This is a genomic window from Bacteroides sp. AF39-16AC, from assembly GCF_003602735.1.
Taxonomy (GTDB): Bacteria; Bacteroidota; Bacteroidia; order Bacteroidales; family Bacteroidaceae; genus Bacteroides; species Bacteroides uniformis.
The window spans coordinates 77,913-96,703 of sequence record NZ_QTLN01000013.1; the positions used below are offsets into that span (position 1 = coordinate 77,913).

Annotated in this window: 12 protein-coding genes; 1 reads left to right on the top strand and 11 read right to left on the bottom strand. The window is 50.0% G+C overall.

Annotation, left to right across the window (positions count from 1 at the left end; all coding sequences use genetic code 11):
* Positions 1-32: 32 nt before the first annotated feature.
* The 10 genes from DW039_RS12230 to DW039_RS12275 form a co-directional block, all read right to left on the bottom strand.
* Positions 33-1,358, bottom strand: coding sequence for a TolC family protein (locus DW039_RS12230; protein WP_119958060.1), 1,326 nt, complete (start codon positions 1,356-1,358; stop codon positions 33-35).
* The gene (locus DW039_RS12235; protein WP_120381985.1) at positions 1,355-4,387 is read right to left on the bottom strand and encodes an efflux RND transporter permease subunit; all 3,033 of its coding nucleotides are present in this window, start codon (positions 4,385-4,387) and stop codon (positions 1,355-1,357) included. Before DW039_RS12235 ends, DW039_RS12230 begins: the two co-directional genes overlap by 4 nt.
* 40 nt (positions 4,388-4,427) lie before the next feature.
* The gene (locus tag DW039_RS12240; protein ID WP_117652454.1) at positions 4,428-5,510 is read right to left on the bottom strand and encodes an efflux RND transporter periplasmic adaptor subunit; all 1,083 of its coding nucleotides are present in this window, start codon (positions 5,508-5,510) and stop codon (positions 4,428-4,430) included.
* 121 nt (positions 5,511-5,631) lie between these two features.
* Positions 5,632-6,564, bottom strand: a complete 933-nt coding sequence (gene rsgA, locus DW039_RS12245; RefSeq protein WP_120381986.1) for a ribosome small subunit-dependent GTPase A — start codon at positions 6,562-6,564, stop codon at positions 5,632-5,634.
* Between the two features lie 106 nt (positions 6,565-6,670).
* The gene (gene frr / locus DW039_RS12250) at positions 6,671-7,231 is read right to left on the bottom strand and encodes a ribosome recycling factor (RefSeq protein WP_005824243.1); all 561 of its coding nucleotides are present in this window, start codon (positions 7,229-7,231) and stop codon (positions 6,671-6,673) included.
* Between the two features lie 113 nt (positions 7,232-7,344).
* A complete protein-coding gene (pyrH, locus tag DW039_RS12255; RefSeq protein ID WP_005835090.1) occupies positions 7,345-8,055 on the bottom strand; it encodes a UMP kinase in 711 nt (236 codons plus the stop codon).
* An 83-nt stretch (positions 8,056-8,138) separates the two neighbouring features.
* A complete protein-coding gene (locus DW039_RS12260) occupies positions 8,139-8,654 on the bottom strand; it encodes a nucleoside 2-deoxyribosyltransferase domain-containing protein (protein ID WP_005824239.1) in 516 nt (171 codons plus the stop codon).
* Between the two features lie 22 nt (positions 8,655-8,676).
* On the bottom strand, positions 8,677-9,615 hold the full coding sequence (locus tag DW039_RS12265) for a DMT family transporter (RefSeq protein WP_005824237.1): 939 nt from the start codon (positions 9,613-9,615) through the stop codon (positions 8,677-8,679).
* Between the two features lie 88 nt (positions 9,616-9,703).
* Positions 9,704-12,226: a heavy metal translocating P-type ATPase gene (locus tag DW039_RS12270; protein ID WP_120381987.1), complete on the bottom strand. Its 2,523-nt coding sequence runs from the start codon at positions 12,224-12,226 to the stop codon at positions 9,704-9,706.
* Between the two features lie 269 nt (positions 12,227-12,495).
* Entirely contained in the window at positions 12,496-13,863 is a 1,368-nt protein-coding gene (locus DW039_RS12275; RefSeq protein WP_117866706.1) for an MATE family efflux transporter, read from the bottom strand.
* Positions 13,864-14,006: 143 nt separating this feature from the next.
* On the opposite strand from DW039_RS12275, the gene DW039_RS12280 reads away from it, so the two are divergent.
* Entirely contained in the window at positions 14,007-14,687 is a 681-nt protein-coding gene (locus tag DW039_RS12280; protein ID WP_034523335.1) for a lipopolysaccharide assembly protein LapB, read from the top strand.
* A gap of 40 nt (positions 14,688-14,727) precedes the next feature.
* Here DW039_RS12280 and DW039_RS12285 read toward each other — a convergent pair whose 3' ends face one another.
* A complete protein-coding gene (locus DW039_RS12285) occupies positions 14,728-18,783 on the bottom strand; it encodes a hybrid sensor histidine kinase/response regulator transcription factor (RefSeq protein ID WP_120381988.1) in 4,056 nt (1,351 codons plus the stop codon).
* Positions 18,784-18,791: the final 8 nt, after the last annotated feature.

Sequence of the window (18,791 nt, forward strand, 5' to 3'; positions counted from 1 at the left end):
TAAATCGGGCGTAAAGGTACGGATTATATTGCTTATTCCATATAGCGCGCTACTTTTCCACTGATTTGCAGTAGGGAGATTTCACATAATTTGGTATCATATTCCGCGGAGAGAATACGTTCTTCTGCATCCAGCAGACTCTTTTGGGCTTCGCGCATCTCGATTCCCGAGAGGTTGCCCAGCATATATCGTTCCATGGCAATCTCGTGGTTCTCCTTGGCAGCCACAAGGTTCTGGCGTTCCAGGTTCAGCATTTGCAGGTTGTTTTGGTAGGCCTGCCATAGGTTGCTGAGGTCGGCGCGCAGGGCCTGCTCCAGTTGCTCCCGTTCCAGGCGAGCGTTCTGTACGGCAATGCGGGCATTCTTGCGTTCGCGGCGCCGGTTGCCGTCGAACAGATTGAAGCCGACCGTGACGCCGAAGTTCAGACCGAGGTTGCTGCGGCGGCTGTTGGCAGAGATGTCATACTTGTTGAGGGTGTAGCCGTATCCGCCGTTCATCTTCACGTATGGGTAGTCGCGCGAGCAGACTTTCTTGTAGTCCAGACGGGCCAGGGTATTGTTCTGTTCGGCACGTAGCAGTGAGGCGTTGATGGTGAGGGTGGCGTTCCACAGCTCCTCGAAGTTCAGGGAGGCGGTCACGTTGATGAGGCTGTCTTGTATGATAAACGGCTGGTCTACATCTTTGTTTGCCATGAGTTCGTTCAGCTGGATACGTGAGGTGTGCAGCAGTTCCTGCTGTTTCATGTATTGGGCACTGTCGGCATTGAAGTCCACTTTGGCCTGCTGGTAGTCCAGGCGCGAGAAGTTACCGATGTGGTAACGCTCTTCCACAATGCGCAGGCGCTCTTTGGATAGCGATACGGCATAACGGAAGTTCTTCAAGCGGATTTTTTGCTGCACATAGTTATAGTATTCGGCGGCTATGTTGGCTATCAGGTCCTCGATGGCGATGCGCGTATTGGTCTCGCCTTGGCGTTCCAGCTCCTTGAGCCGTTGGTAGTTGGCGGTAATGTTGAAACCGTCGAAGATGGTCCAGTTCAGGTTGATGCCTACATCGAGAGTTTGGTCAAACACTCCGTTGTCCTTGGTTGTCTCTCCGGTGGCTCGGGCTTTGGTCTCGGTATTGTCTATGGTTCCCTTGTAGCCGGCGGAGAGGTCCAGTGTGGGCAGGTAGCCCGCATTGCCCAATGTGGCGTTGTTCTTGCTGACCTGCTCTTCATTGCGGACAATGCGCAGGGAGTAGTTGTTCAGCAATCCCTGCTCCAGGCAGGACTTCAAGGTGTAGGTAGGCGCAGGCTGTGCATAAAGGCCCAGCGCTGTGCAGGCAGTGGCTATGAAAATTAAAACAATGCGTTTCATTCGGTCTTCAGTTTACTTCGGTTCGTTGATACATAACTATATATGGCAGGCACGATGTACATCGTCAGCAGTGTGGAGATGAGCATGCCGCCTACGACGGCAGTACCCATGGCGATGCGCTGGTTGCAGCCTTCGCCGGTGGCGTAGGCAAGCGGTATCAATCCCAGGATGGTGGAGGCACTCGTCATCAGGATGGGGCGCAGACGTTGCAGGGAGGCGTCCTTGATGGCTCGCATCTTGTCTTCACCCGCTTCCTGCTTCTGATTGGCAAATTCCACAATCAGAATACCGTTCTTTGCCACTAGACCAATCAGCATGATAATACCAATCTGGCTGAATATATTCATCGTAATCCCCCCGAAATACATGAACACCAGTGCGCCGGCAATGGCGAGAGGCACCGTCAACATGATAATCAGCGGGTCCTTGAAGCTTTCGAACTGGGCGGCCAGAATCAGGTAAATCAGCACGATGGCCAGAATGAAGGCGAACATCAGACTGGAGGAACTCTCCCTATACTCTTTGGAGTCTCCGGTCAGTGCGGTGCGGAAGGTCTCGTCCAGCGTCTCCTTGGCAATCTTGTCCATTTCATCCAGACCTTGTCCGATGGTCTTGCCGTCCGCCAGTCCCGCGGAGATGGTGGCGGAAACGAAACGGTTGTAACGGTACAGTTTCGGAGGTGCGATGCCGCCGGTAAGCTCAATTAGGTTGTCCAGCTGTACCATGTTCCCGTTGTCGCTTCGGATATAGATGCCTTTCAGGTCGGCGGGCTTGTTGCGTTGCTGGCGGTTGATTTCGCCTAATATCTCGTATTGCTTTCCGTTCATGTAGAAGTAGCCCATGCGCTGTCCGCTCAAGCCGTATTGCAGGGTTTGGGCAATGTTCTTGGTGCTTACGCCCATGATGCTCGCCTTGTCACGGTTGATGTTGATGCGTGCTTCAGGCTTGCTGAACTTCAAGTTTACGTCTGCCATCTGGAATACCGGATTTTCGTAGACCTTCGTCATGAACTTGGGGAGCACCTCCTGCAATTTCTCGATATTGGTTGCCTGCAATACATACTGCACGGGCATACCGCCGCGCCGTCCTCCGAATGAGGAGGACTGCTGTACGAAAGAGCGTGCCATGGTCTTTTTCTGCACTGCCTTCGACAACCTTTCGGCAACTTCCATCTGGGTATAGTCACGGTCTTTCATGTCTTTCAGTGTGATACGTACGTTACCGCTACCACTGGACACACGCGCTGTTACCGCTTCTGCATCCGGGATAATGGAGTCCACCAGATGATTGATGTCTTCGGTATAGTCGCGGATATATTCGTAAGTCACTCCTTCGGCACCCATTGTATTGATACTGATTTGCGAACGGTCCTCCAATGGCGCCATTTCAGCCGGGATAGTATTCCAAAGGACTCCGATAAGCAGGATGGTGACGATGGTGAAGGGCAGGGCAATCCAGCGCCGTTTCAGGAAGGCGGCCAGTGACTGGCTGTATACCCGGTTCATCCCTTCGAAGAAAGGTTCGGTCTTGCGATAGAACCAGCTCTGCTGTTCCCTTTTGATTAAAAGTTTGGTGGCAAGCATCGGCGTAAAAGTCAATGCGGCGAAGGAGGAGATAATCACCGAACCGGAGACCACGATACTGAATTCGCGGAACAGTCGTCCTGTCGTACCGTCCATGAATACAATAGGGAAGAATACCGCCACCAGCGTAATGGTAGTGGAGATGACGGCAAAGAAAATCTCCTTGGCTCCTTCTATGCCGGCTTCTTTCGGTGGCATCCCTTTCTCGATGCGGACATAAATGTTCTCCGTCATCACGATGGCGTCGTCCACCACCAAGCCCACGGCAAGCACCACGGCAAGCATGGAGAGCACATTGATGGAGAAACCGGCCAGATACATGACGAAGAAAGCTCCAATCAGCGAAACGGGGATTACAATACATGGCACAAGCGTCACACGCCAATCGCGCAAGAAGAGGAAAATGATGATGATAACCAGTACAAAGGCCTCATACACCGTCTGCTTCACCTCGTCGATAGAAGCGCGGATAAACTTGGTATTGTCAAAACCGTAGTTGTAATGAACATCTTCGGGAAGGTCTTTCTTCATCTTCTCCATGCGGTCATATACGGCGTTGGCTATTTCAATGTGGTTGGCACCCGGCTGCGGAATTACTACGACACCTACCATGGGCACACCGTTCATCTTCATATAACTTTTGATGTCGGCTGGTCCCAGTTCGGCACGTCCAATGTCGCTGAAGCGGACAATACGGTTACCGTCTTCCTTCAGGATAAGATTGTTGAACTCTTCGGCTGTATGCATCAGACCCAACGTACGGATGGTGAGCTCGGTAGTGTTTCCTTCGATACTTCCGGAAGGGAGCTCTACGTTTTCGTTGTCCACCGCATTCTTTACATCCAGAGGAGTGATTCCATAGCCGGACATCTTGATGGGGTCCAGCCAAAGCCGCATGGAATAGCGCTTTTCTCCCCAGATACTTACACTACTTACATCTGAAATAGTCTGAAGCTGCTCCTTGACAGTCAGGTCGGCTATTTCACTGAGCTCCAGTAGGGAACGTTTGTCACTTTGGAGGGCAACCATCAGGATAGGGGTGGCGTCCGCATCGGCTTTTGATACGGTAGGAGGGTCACAGTCACGAGGCAGATAGCGCTGTGCACGCGACACTTTATCACGTACGTCGTTGGCGGCGGTTTCCAGGTCAACGGAAAGCTCAAATTCTACTGTAATGCGTGATGAGCCTTGCTGGCTGACACTGGAGAGGGAGCGTATGCCGGGAATACCGTTGATGTTCTGCTCCAGAGGCTCCGTTATCTGGTTCTCGATGACATCGGCGTTGGCACCCGGATAGGAGCAGGATACTGATATGATAGGATTGTCTACAGACGGGTACTCGCGTACACCCAGATAATTGTAGCCGATGAAGCCAAACAGCAGGATTATCAGGGTAAGTACTGTCGAGAGTACCGGTCGCCGTATACTTAATTCGGATATATTCATTCTTTACAATTGATAATTAACGGTTGATAATTGACAGTTGTCAATTGATATTGTCCAGTGTTACCGGTAGTCCGGTACGGAGTTGCAGGGTTCCCGAGGTGATGATGGTATCTCCTGCCTGCAAGCCTTGCAATACTTGTACTTCCGCTTCCGTACGGATTCCCGTAGTAATCTCTACCGGCTGGGCTTTTCCCGACTTATAGAGGAATATCTTGTCTTTTCCCATTTCCGGTACAATGGCTTCGGACGGTACGGCAAGGGCGTCCTGAATTTCATCCTTGTTCAGCTTGATGCTGGCATAGCGGCCCGGAAGCACAGTTCCGTTGGCATTGGGATAAAGTGCACGGATTGTCAGGGTATGGGTAGTAGGGTCTATCTTTGATTCGCGTGCATAAACCGTGGCGTGGAAGGTATTTAGCTTTCCTTCGAGAGTGAAGTCCAGTCCGGCGCCGGTCTTTACGTCATTGGCATACCGCTCGGGTACGGCAAATTCCACCTTCAACGGCGAAATCTTGGTGAGTTTGGCTACAATGGTTGTAGGGGAAGCGTAAGTACCCACACTGACTTGGCGCAGACCGATGACACCGTCGAAAGGAGCACGCAGCTCAGTTTGTGCGATGTTCGATTCTATCAGGTCAATGTCGGCATTCAGGGTGGCCAGCTCGGTCTTTACTTGTTCGTAGGCTTCTTTACTGACCGCATCCCTTTCCAGCAGGGCGTTCTGGCGAAACACGCGGTCTTCTGCCAACTTTAATTGGGAGACGAGGCGTTGCAATTGTGCTTGCAGCGGCCGGTCATTAACTTTGGCAAGTAATTGTCCTTTCTTGACGAAGCTGCCTTCTTCAAAATTTATCTCTATGATTTTGCCGGATGTCTCGAAAGAAAGGTCCACTTCCTCATCCGGCAGCAGGCTGCCGCTGATTTGTATTTCATCCTTCAGCAGTTGCGGTTTGATTATTTTTGCGTTTACGTTTAGAATTTTCTTACCGCTACGTTGACCGGTCATCACCTTGTCTGCAGCGGCTAATTCTTCATTCTCTTTAGGTAATTGGGAGTAGATTCCTCCTCCAATCAGTCCGGCACCAATCACGATAATGATGCCCCATTTAACTCTCTTATTCATGTTGTAGTATTAGTAGTAATAAAATCAGCCTTAGATTAGACTACGGGAAAAGAGAATAGTTTAAAAGATAAAGAGTTAAAAAGTGTAAGAATATGGATTGGAAAGGTGATAAAATGACAAATCAGTAAGCAGCCCGGTATTTTCCCTCCTCCTTGTCCTCCAGCATGTTCAGATAAGAAGCGTAACGGGATTCGCTGATATAGTGCTTCTCGACAGCCTCGCGTACAGCGCATTCGGGTTCGTGGCGGTGGGTACAGTTGCCGTAACGGCAGTCGGCAGATACCTTGAATATTTCCGGGAAGTAGTGGCCTATCTCTTCTTCTTCCATATCGAATGTTCCGAAACCTTTGATGCCCGGAGTGTCAATGATATATCCGTTGCCCGGAACCGGGAACATTTCTGAGAAGGTAGTGGTGTGCATACCTTTATTATGATAGGTGGATATCTCTCCGGTTTTAATCTCTATATCGGGCAGTATTGCCTTGATGAGTGTCGATTTCCCTACTCCGGAATGTCCGGAAAAGAGGGTTATGCGTCCTTTGAGTTCTTTCTCGATAGTGTCGATGCCTTCCCCTTTTCTGGCAGAAACCTTGAAACAAGGATAGCCGATGGTGGTGTAAAGGTTGATGAGACTGTCCAGATAGTGCAGTTCCTCTTCATTGTAGGCATCCACTTTGTTGAATATAATCTTGACGGGAACACGGTATGCCTCGGCAGAGGCGAGAAAACGGTCTATAAAGGTAGTGGAGGTCTCGGGATAGTTCACCGTCACTATGAGCATGCACTGGTCGAGGTTGGCAGCAAGAATGTGCGATTGCTTGGAAAGGTTGGAGGCGCGGCGGATGATGTAATTCTTCCGGTCCTCTATCTCGCTGATAAAGGCCGTACCTTCTTGGTTCAGTATGATGTTCACATAATCGCCTACAGCCACGGGATTAGTGCTTCGTATGCCTTTCAGCCGGAAGTTCCCTTTGATTTTACATTCAATCTCCCTTCCGTCGTCAGTCCGTACCAAGTACCAACTTCCGGTGTTTTTTATAACGAGTCCCCTCAAAATAATTGAAAGTTGAAAGTTGAAAGTTGAAAATGGAAGGTTGAAAGGCTTCTATACTTGGTATATCGGTTTATTTTCAACTTTCCATTTTCCGTTTTCAACTTAATTAAACGGTCATGATTTCTTTATCCTTTGCAGCCAGCATGTCATCAATCTGCTTGATGAACTTGTCGTGAATCTTCTGCAGCTTTTCTTCACCGCCTTTCTGGGCGTCTTCGGCCAGTCCGTCCTTTACGGATTTCTTCAAGGCGTCGATGGCATCACGGCGTGCATTACGTACACTTACCTTGGCAGTTTCTCCTTCTCCCTTACACTGTTTGGCAAGTTGTTTACGGCGTTCTTCCGTCAGTGGCGGGATGCCGATACGGATAATCTCACCATTGTTTTCGGGCATGATGCCGAGACTGGAGTCAATGATGGCCTTTTCAATGACGCGGAACATGCTCTTATCCCATGGCTTGATGGCAATGCTGCGTGCGTCCGGAGTGGTTACGGCTGCCACATTGTTGATAGGAACCATACTTCCATAAGAATCCACACGGATACCGTCCAGCAAACGGATATCGGCTTTTCCGGCGCGGATATGAGCCAGTGCCTCGTCCAGATACATGATGGCCATGTCCATACTTTCTTGCGCTTCGTCTAAGATGTCTTTTACGTCTCTCATATTATTTTCGTTTTGAAATAGCTTTGATTTGAAACTTTGCAAATATAATTATTAAATTGAAAATTGAGAATTAAGAATTAAATAACATTCATTTTTTATTCTCCATTTTCCATTCAATTGTGCACCAGTGTACCGATTTCTTCTCCTTGCATCACTTTTTTCAGATTACCCACTGTGTCCATGTCAAAAACGATGATGGGCAGGTTATTCTCTTTGCACATGCAGGTGGCAGTGAGGTCCATCACTTTCAGACCGCGCTTCAGCACTTCGTCGTAGGTGATGTCGTGGAACTTCGTGGCTGTCGGGTCCTTCTCCGGGTCGGCGGTGTAGATGCCGTCCACACGGGTACCTTTCAGCATGACATCCGCCTCAATCTCGATGCCGCGCAGACTGGAACCGGTATCGGTAGTGAAGAACGGATTGCCTGTACCGGCGGACATGATGACTACTTCGCCTGCTTCCATACATTCGATGGCACGCCATTTATTGTAGAATTCACCGATGGGTTCCATACGTACGGCAGTCAGCACGCGGGCCTTCACGCCGGCAGCTACCAGAGCCGAACTGAGTGCAAGGCTGTTGATGACGGTTGCCAGCATTCCCATCTGGTCGCCTTTCACACGGTCGAACCCTTTGTTGGCACCGCTCAATCCGCGGAAAATGTTTCCACCGCCTATCACGATGCCTATTTGTACTCCCAATTCGTGGATTTCTTTGATTTGAGCTGCGTACTCGGCAAGGCGTTTCTCGTCGATGCCGTATTGCTTTTCACCCATCAGGCTCTCGCCGCTGAGTTTCAATAAGATTCTTTTATAGGTTGCCATAATATATAGTTTTGTTACATTGCTTTGCAGCAAAGATAAAGAATTAAACTGAAAAGTGCAGCAGAATGTGGTAGGATAGTTGCCTAACGCACAGTCTTTAGGAACTCGTCCATGCTGTGATATAACGGAACGCCATAGCGGTTGCAAGTAATCCGCACATTGTCGTAGCGGTAGAAACCGGGTTCACAGATAACGTGCAGTTTGCCCGAACGCATGTGCAGTCCCATCTCCAGCAGGGTGATGGGGGACTTGCTGCTTGCCAGGATATTCATGATTATCAGGTCGGCTTTTTCCAGATGTTCCAGTTCCCAGTTCACTTGATGTTCAAAGTCGGACATTTCGCCGCTGAGTCCCTTGTCCCTTCGGGGATTGTATAGGATGTATTTACCTTGGGGGCGTGCGCGGAACCAGTCGCAGGTTGCCTTTTGCCAGTCTATGCTTTTGCCCATGTCGATGGTGCCTGCCAGGAAAATTCTGGTGTATTCGGCTTCGTTCACTTCGGCTTTGCCTTCATCCGGGTGGAGTACTATAACCTCGGACTGAGCCTGCAGCCCGATAGGAAACAACAGCAGTAAAAGCAGGTAGAGACTTTTCTTCATGGTTGGTGATGGTTTTATAGGATTAGTTTCTTTTCTTGCTTCTTATCGGGAGTCTTGGGAACAGTTTCCTGAAACGGACCAGTTGGCTTGTAATATTGCCTCCTGCGATGACGAACGTTACGGCTACGATAATCATCACCAGTCCGAAGCTTTCTCTGACTGTCAGGCTTTCTCCAAAGACGGCTATTCCGAAGAAGATGGCTGTCACGGGCTCCAATGCGCCGAGAATGGCGGTCGGGGTGGAGCCGATATATTGGATGGCACCGGTAGTGCAGAGGAAGGATATGGCGGTGGGGAAGACAGCCAATGCAAGCAGATTGGCCCACAGATACCACTGGTCCGGTGTGTTCAGTACGCCGGAATAGAGCAGGCGTGCCACAAAAAGCGATAGGCCGAAGAGAAGGACATAGAAGGTGACTTTAAGCGTAGCCACATTTTTCAACGATGTCTGGTTGATGCCCACGATGTATATGGCATAGGAAAGGGAAGACGCGAAAACCAGCAGTGTCCCTATCAGGCTCAGTGTGCTGCCGTCCTCGCTCTTGTAGAGCAGTCCGATACCTCCCAGTGCAAGCAGCATGCAGACGATGGTTTGCAGTGCCAGCTTCTCTTTGAAAACCATGGCCATAATAAGCGCCACCATGATGGGATAGACAAACAGCAGTGTAGACGCTATGCCGGCGGCCATGTAGTTATAGCTCAGGAAAAGCGTCAGTGAGGAGAGGGCCACGAGCAATCCCATGATGATGAGCGGAAATGTTTCTTTCCGCTGTATCTTGAATGACCGCCCTCTCGCCTTTATCATAATGCCCAGCAACGGGATGGCGAAGAGGTATCTGAAAAAAAGTACCGAGTCCGGGTCCATGCCGGCCTTGTACAACGGGAGGGCAAACAGTGGATTCATGCCGTAGGAGGCTGCGGCGATGGAACCTAAAATATATCCTTTGGCTTTTGCGTTCATATCTTTATCTGTAAATTAGCGCGCAAAGGTAGATATTTACTTTGATTTCCTCCTTCTTTTCTGTATGAAAACCGTATGAATTCTACACTTATGCCTTCAGTGTGTAGTCGCCGGCTTCTTTCGTCACTACTTTCTGCAGTTCTTCGAGCGTCTTTTCACCGTCCGAAAACTCTACGGTGGCTACCGGAGGGTTCAGGGTTACGGTGGCGTGTATGCCTTCCATACTGTTCAATGCTTTCTCTACATGCATGCGGCAATGGTTGCACATCATGCCTTCTACTTTGAATTCTTTCTTCATGATTGTTTCTGTTGGCGGTTCAACTTCTTTGTTTTCTTCTCCTTCATGTATTCTTTTCCGTTTCAGCAGCAGGCTGTTGCTCACCACACTGACACTGCTGAATGCCATGGCCGCACCGGCTATCATCGGGTTCAGCAGGAAGCCGTTGATGGGATAGAGTATTCCGGCCGCAATGGGTACACCTATTATATTATATATAAATGCCCAGAAGAGATTCTGCCGGATGGTCCGGACGGTGAGACGCGACAGACAGAGAGCTTCCGGTATCTTAGCCAGGTCGGAAGAGATGATGGTCATTTTGGCTACATCCATGGCGATGTCGCTGCCTCCACCCATGGCGATGCTTAAGTCGGCTTGGGCAAGGGCGGCGCTGTCGTTGATGCCGTCGCCCACCATGGCAACCTTCCGGCCTTCTGCCTGCAACCGGCTGACGAAGGCAGCCTTGTCCTGCGGCAATACACTGGCCTGGTAGTGGGCGATGCCTGCTTTGCGGGCAATCTCACGGGCGGTGGCCTCATTGTCTCCGGTCAGCATGTGGACTTCGATGCCGGCGGCGCGCAGCTCGCTGACAGCGCGGATGGAAGTTTCTTTTATCCGGTCTGTAATTCCGGCTATTGCCAGCACGTTTTCTTCATCGGCAAACCAGATGACGGTCTGTGCTTCCGATGTCAGTCGGGTTGCCTCTTCCTGCAGGGAGGGGGGGATGGCGATATGGTTTTCTTCCAGCAGTTTCCGGTTCCCGGCGAGGTAGGTCCGGCCTTGTGCCCGTCCTTTCACGCCTTTTCCGGTGATGCTTTCAAAGTATTGAATGTCTATGGGGGCCGACTCCTTGAGGTGGTTCACCACGGCTTCTGCCAACGGATGTTCCGAGAGCTTCTCCAGACTATAGAAAATGTCCGACAGCGCATTGCCTGCAGTGGCGCCAGTACCGGGCGTCATTGCCTGCGTATTCCATATCAGCTTGCTGACTACCGGTTTTCCTTCAGTCACCGTTCCGGTCTTGTCGAGTACCACGGTGTCTATCTTCTTGGCAATCTCCAGGCTTTCGGCATCTTTTATCAGAATGCCCCTTTCGGCGCCCTTGCCGATGCCTACCATGATGGCGGTAGGAGTAGCCAGTCCCAGTGCACACGGGCAGGCGATGATGACCACCGTGACAAATGCCAGCAATCCGTGGGTGAATCCGCCGGTTCCGTCCAGTAGCATCCATGCGATGAAGGCAAGCACTGCGATGCCTATAATGGTAGGCACGAATATCCCGGCTATCTTGTCCACCAGCTGCTGCACCGGTGCCTTGCTTCCTTGCGCGTCCTGCACCATGTGTATAATCTTCGCCAGCAGTGTATCCGTGCCGATTTTCTCTGCCCGGAAGCGGAAACTTCCCTTCTGGTTGATGGTACCTGCAAAGACCTTGGCGTCTTTGTGCTTGGATACTGCTACCGGTTCGCCGCTCAGCATACTTTCGTCTACGTAGGAGCTACCTTCCGTCACGATGCCATCCACGGCAATCCGTTCTCCGGGCTTCACCAGGACGATGTCTCCGGGGCGAATCTGCTCGATAGGGATAACGCGCTCAAAGGAAGAGTGAGGGACAGCGTGTCCTTCATCCACAATGATGGTCACAGTCTTGGGTTGGAGCCCCATCAGTTTCTTGATGGCGGTTGAGGTGTTTCCTTTCGCTTTTTCTTCCAGCAGGCGGCCCAGCAGGATAAAGGCTATGATGACACTTGCCGCCTCAAAATATACATGCGGATGGATGCCTCTGGATAGCCAGAAGTCCGGAAATAGCATGTTGAACAGGCTGAACAGATAGGCGGTCCCCGTACTGATGGCTACCAGTGTGTCCATATTGGCGCTGCCATGCTGCAATTGTTTCCAGGCGCTGGTGAAGAATCCCCGCCCCAGCCAGAATACGACGGGAGTGGACAACGCCCACATGATGGGATTGGCATGGGGCATATCCATGAAGAACATGCCTATGATGACAACGGGCATAGACAAGATGATGGCCCAGGTTGTGCGGAATTTCAATGCGCTGAATTTCTTGTTGTGGGCCTCTTCCGCCTCTTCGAGCGTGTTGCCGTCCTGGTTTATCAACAAGTCATATCCGGCCGCCTGCACAGCCTGCTGCAAAGTCTCGGAAGAACAGCTCGTAGGGTCATATTCCACGGTTGCCGTTGCCGAAGCGTAGTTTACGACCGCTTTCTTGACACCTGACTGATGGTTCAGCGTCTTTTCTACCCGTGCGGAGCATGAGGTGCAACTCATTCCCAATACGGGAAATGTCTCTTGAACTATATTCTTTTCTGCCATAACAATTTTGTATAAGTCATTACTCTTGCTATGAGTGACTTGGTTCCAAATGCAAATACCGTCAGTCTTATTCCGAGATACCGTTGGTTTCACTACTTGAAACCGTCGGTTTCTCGCATTGAAACCGATGGTGCCAAAAGTTGAAACTTGTTTGGCACCGTATACTGGCTACCTGACGCCTTGTTCTGGAGGGTGGAATCCATATTTTATATCAGTCATAGCGATACAAAGATAATGCTTTTTCCCTTGAAATTGTTCATAGCCTACCCCTAACGCCAAGCAGGTTCCTTCTTGCTGGGAAATGCCCGTCGGATGACTTCCCGGCTCAAGCCTGTCTGCACCACTCCCCGCATCAGCAGGTAAGTGAGGAAGGCAAGCCATAGAGCATGGTTTGCCAGGACGGGATGCAGCCCATAATATAAGATAAAAAAGCTGACAGCTGCCGCTGCCATGGAGAGGAGCATTCCTCGCGTGGCGGTGGCACCGATGAAGATGCCGTCCCAGATGAAGGCGGCTATCCCGACGGCGGGCACGGCAAGCGCCCAATAAAAATAGGTGTCGGCAACAGCTATCACTTCTTTGTCATCCGTCAATAGTCCGAGGAAGGCATTGCCTCCCAGCGCATAAACCAATGTAAAGAGAACCGCCATCACCGCTCCCCATCCGAAGAGGTGCCGGACGGTGTCTGTAAAGGCTTCCCGGTTGCGTGCGCCTATGTATCTGCCGCTTAAGGCTTCGCCAGCGTAGGCAAAGCCGTCCATTACATACGAGAATAAGGTGAAGAGCTGCATCAGCAGCGTGTTGACCGCCAGAATAATCTCTCCCTGCGAAGCTCCCGCCGAAGTGAAGAACAACGTGACTGCCACCAGGCAAAGGGTACGCAGAAAAATATCCCTATTCACTTGGAAAAACCGGAACATCGCCTCTTTCTCCCAGATACCTGCCTCTTCTCCCCCTTTAATTTTTAATTTATAATTTTTAATTTCCCACAATCTTTTCAGCCTGCCGTAGTTGTGCATCCAAAGGGCAATGCCCATCAGGAAGCCGGCATATTGGGCAATCAACGTCCCCAAAGCTACTCCTTCTACTTTCATCCCACATAGATAAACCAGTCCGAGGCTAGCAATGATATTGACCACATTCTGTGTGATGGCTATATACATGGGGATACGCGAATTCTGCATGCCGATGAACCATCCCGTCAGTCCGTATAGCCCCAGCATGGCAGGTGCACCCCAGATGCAGATATGGAAATAGAGCGTTGCCATTTCTCTGACTTCATCCGTGGGATGGATGAGAAGGAAGGCTCCCTGCCTGATAGGCGTTTGCAGCAGGATGAGACAGAATGCGACTGCCAGGCCTATGCCCACGGAACGCAACAGTAGGCGGACCACCTCCGGCAAATCCCGCTTACCGAATGCTTGCGAGGTCATTCCGCTGGTACCCATCCTCAGAAAGCCGAATATCCAGTAGATGATATTGAACAGCATGCCACCCACGGCAATGGCGCCTATGTAGGCGGGCGAACCCAGATGGCCGACGATGGCTACATCAATCAGGCCGAGCAGCGGCACGGTGATGTTCGATACGATGGAAGGTAAGGCTATTTGCAGTATTTGTCTGTCTCTGGGCTTCATTTATATTATTTAATTCATTAAGGTCGGCAAAGTTAACTATTTTTCTACTTTCAACTATTGATGGTTGCCGTAAAAATGCGTAGTTTTGTAGGTAGATTTCTATGAGACTGATTGGGCTGTTAAACTATATATATACACTAAAAATGAAAACCTTAACGTTGCTTTTCTCCTTGTTCTTGATGTGTCCGCTGTCTGTCTGGGGACAGTCGGCAGATGAGTTGCTTTCGAAAGTGTCCGATGCACTTTCCGAGGGTAAAGATGACTATGCGGTGAGTTTGTTTCGCCAGGCGGCAAATGCCGGTGAGGATAGGACGGAAATGTTCTACTGGACCAATGTGGACAAGAGCAGTGAGGTGGCTCCTCGTCTTGCGGATGTGCTGGCTGTGCACTACAAGGAAATGCGGAATTACGATAAAGCCTACCTCTTCTATAAGGAGTTCTTGCAGCGTCATCCCGAAGACGTACCTGCACTTGTCTCTTGTGCCGAAATGGAGATGATGCGGGGAAAGGAGAAAGATGCCTTAAAAACCTATGAAAAGGTATTGATGCTGGATGCCGACAATCTCCAAGCCAATATTTTCTTAGGAAATTATTATTATCTCCAAGCCGAGAAGGATAAGAAGAAGCTCGAAGAAGACTATAAAAAGATAACTTCCCCCACAAGGATGCAGTATGCACGCTATCGCAACGGATTGTCAGACGTGTTCACCAATAGCTACGGCAAGGCTAAGGCATACCTGCAACGCGTGCTTCAGGTATTCCCCTCCATGGAAGCAGGCAATACGCTGGAAAAGATAAAGAAGATGGAGCTGGAGCTGAAATAGCTGTCCGCATTCCGACTAATAGGAAGGGGCTGTTTGTCTCTTATTTCTCTCCGGTCTCTTTTAATCTCTTCAGATATTCCGAAGGTATGCAGCCGAATTCTTCCTTGAAGCATTGCCGGAAGTAGAACAGATTGTTTATACCTACCTTGAATGCTATTTCCGAAATGTTGTATTTGCCTTCCAGCAGGTATTGCTCGGCGTGTTTCATCCTTATCTTGCGGACATATTCGTTGGTGGAAAGTCCGGTAAGCGCTTTCATCTTGCGGTAGAGGGTGGAATTGCTCATGCACATTTTATCCGAAAGATAGCTGATGTCTATTTTGTCTGAAGAAAGCCGTTCCTCTATCAGCTGGTTTATCTTGTGGATAAACTCGTTGTCCAGCTTGTTGAGCGATTCTGTAATGACAGCCGCTTTATTGCTTATGGCGGCATTGGCGCTGAAATGGTTTGCCAGGTTGCGCCGCGACTGGAGCAGGTTTTCTATACGGCTATGCAGCAGGCTGGCGCTGAACGGTTTGGTGAGGTAGGAGTCGGCACCTACCTGGTAGCCTTCCTCTTTGTCGCGCAGCGAGTCTTTGGCTGTCAGCAGTATAATGGGTATGTGGCTGGTGCGCACGTCTTTTTTCAGCTCACGGCACATCTCGTTTCCGTCCATTACCGGCATCATAATGTCACTGACGATGATGTCAGGTATTTCTTTCAGGGCGCTTTCCTTGCCCAGCTTTCCGTTGGCGGCAGTCTTTACTTCAAAGTGGTCGGAGAAGGATTCGGCTATATAGTCGCAGATGTCCGGATTGTCTTCCACTACCAGCAATATGGGTTTGTCGCTGGATGAAACTTGATTTACTTGTGCCTCTTCTATATGCTGGACGTTGCTTTCCTTTTCCTGCGAATCGGCATGCAGTGCCTGCGGGTAACTGTTGTCGGTAAGCAGGCTGACGTAGAAGGTACTACCTTGATTGGGAGCACTCTCTACGCGGATTTCCCCTTCGTGTAGGGCTACGAGGTTTTTCACCAGAGAAAGTCCGATACCGGTACCCGAAGCCTGGTGTTTGCCGCCTTCCTGGTAATAACGGTCGAATATGTGGGGTAGTGCCTCCGGCTTGATACCGTATCCCGTGTCGCTGACCCGGATTTCCGTATAGTTCACTTCGGCACGTTCCACCTGTCGGATACCGATGCTGATGCTACCCTTTTCCGTGTACTTTAGGGCATTGGATATCAGATTGTCCAGGATGGTCTGGATAATTTCCTTGTCGAAGTATATAGGCATATGCTCTTTCTCCACCACCAGCCGGATATCGACGGCTGGCTTCCGGTTCAGTTCCTTGTACTTCAGGCCTATCTCGCGGATAAGGGGTACGAGGTTGTCCCGGCTCACGCAGAGTTTCTTGTTCTGGGTCTCGGTCTTTCTGAACTCCAATATCTGGTTGATGAGGTTCAGTAGCCGGATGGCACTTTGGTGAATGACGGATATCTTCTGTGCGTCTTTGGTGGATAGTGTATCACTTTTCTGTATGTCTTCCAGCGGACCCAGTATCAGCGTAAGCGGGGTGCGCAGTTCATGGGTGATGTTGGTGTAGAAGCGCAGGCGTTCGTTGTTCAGTTCCTGCTCGTGTTCGTGGCTCTGCTTCTCCAGTTGGTACAGTGCTTCAGCATCCAGTCTTTTCTTGTAGGCATAGAGTATAGAGAAAAGGATGATAAGGGACAGCAGGATATAGAATGACTTTGCCCACCAAGTAAGCCAAAGGGGTGGGGCGATGCGGATGTTCAATGAGGTGGTTGCGTCCGACCATGCTTGGTTGCGCATGCGCGTTTTCACTTGGAACTGGTATTTCCCGGGAGGAAGATTACGAAAGGTGACATTATTGGGGTCTGTAAGCGTATACCAGGAGTTCTCGAGTCCTTTCAGCATATAGGCATATTCCACTTGGTTGACCAGGGCATAGTTCTGGATGTTGAACCGGATACTGAAACTATTCTGTGTATATTTCAGTTGCACGTTCTTCTGTCCGTTTAAGGCAATGGTGCTCTGTCCGTTTTCCGGTTTGTTCAGCGGGTCGGTAATTTCAATGTTGGTGATGAATGCGGGCGGTGATTTGCGTTCCTGCAATACAACTTCCGGGTTGAAGTAGCACAGACCGTTTATAGAGCCGAAGTAAAAGTTGCCGTCTTGTCCGTAGGTTACACTGCCCCGACTGAAGCTTCCCATGGGGAGGTTGTCGTGATAGTCGTAGTTATAGAAAATGTCTTTACTGTCCACAAGACAGCTGATACCTTTGTTGGTGCTCACCCAAATATTTCCTGCCTTGTCCTCACCGATGGCTTGTATGTGGGTGTTAGCCAGTCCGCTTTCACGTTGGTATACTTTGTAGTTTCTGTCTGTCAGGGAGGGGAAGCATACCAAACCTTCACCCGTGGCCACCCACAACCGCTTTCTGCTGTCTTCGTAGAGAGCATTGATGGTATTGGAGGGGAATTTGGCCAGGACGTTGAAGAGCTGGATGCTTTGGAGTTGAGGGTCATAGAGGCCCAGGCCTCCTCCGAAGAATCCTACCCATATTTGGTCTTCGGAATCCTTCAGCACACAGCGGGCCAGATTGTTCTCCAGATTGTAGTGTGCCTTGATTGTCTTGCTGTCACAATCTATAAGATAGACGCCTTCGCTGGTTCCGACCCAAATGTTTCCCTGCTTGTCTTCATGAAAGGAACGTACGTCAGTGCGTGACTTGTCTTCGGAGAAAATCTGCCGGAAGCTTTGGCTCTTGGGATTGTAGTAGGCTATTCCTCCATAAAAAAGTCCGAACCATAATCCTCCCTTTGAGTCGCACAAGGCTGCCTGCACCGTATTGCTTCTGAATTTCTTGTTGTCAGCATTGTATATGGCTATTCGTCTTCCCTTGTTGAATACGTTGATTCCTCCTCCATCGGTTCCTATCCAGAGGTTACCGGCTTTGTCCATACAGACACCGGAGGCTATTTTACTGTTCAGGCTGTTGTTGGTGGATGGAAAAGGAGAATATTTATAAGTGCTGAAGAGTGACGGCTCGCGTTTTATGAAGTTGATGCCGCCTCCCCAGGAACCTGCCCATACATTACCGAAGGAATCTTGGAGCAGGCAACGGATACTGGAGTTGGACAAGCCGTATTCATCGTCTCCCTCCCGGATAGAAAGCGCATGAATCTGGTCCGACGAATGGAAAAGCTGTTGGGACAAATCCACTACGGCAATGCCGCCGAATTCCATGGCTATCCAAAGTCTGTTGTCATCCAGTTGGTGTATATCATATACACGGTGCGATATGCAGTTGGTTTTGTCGTCGAAGGGGATGAAACTTTCCGCTTCCGGGTTAAACAGTACCACTCCTCTATCGGTTCCTATCCATATGTTTCCGCTTTTGTCTTTGTAGACACATGTCACTTCGTTGCCGGGCAGGCTGTTGGGGGATTGCGGCTCGTGTGTGAAGTTCTTGACTGTCTTGTCTTTTATGGAAAGTATACTGAATCCCCGGTCCACATGCCCGATATAGAGTAGTCCGTTACCACCGTCTATGGCAGACCAGATATGGTTGCTTGCAAAACCTGGTACGGTTTCGGTATTGTAATGGGTGAATTGCCCGGTTTGCTTGTCAAAATAGTCCACGCCTTTCCAATAGGTGCAAATCCATAGGTTACCGTCGGAGGCGGCAATGATTTTGGTAATGTCGTCCGTAACCAGGCTTTCAGGGTTGTTTTCGTTGTGTCTGTAAGTGATGAATGAATCGTTGGCATAATTGTATGCATTGATTCCGGCACGCTGGGTTCCTATCCATAAGATGGAGTCGATGGGATCGTCCAGCAGACAGTTCAGTTCGTTGCCGGTGATGCTTTGCTTGCCGGTTGTTTCTTCTTTATAATAGGTAAGGAAGCGTATTCCGTCGAATTTATTTAAACCCTCTTCTGTGGCAAACCATAGAGAGCCCCGTTTGTCTTGGGCTATGCTTACCACATGGTTGTTGGACAGCCCTTCACGGATACTCAGATGTTTTATGGTATATGGCTGCGCGGATAGCAGGAATGGCAGGCATAGGAAAATGGAAAGTAGAATCTTCTTCATAACGGGTC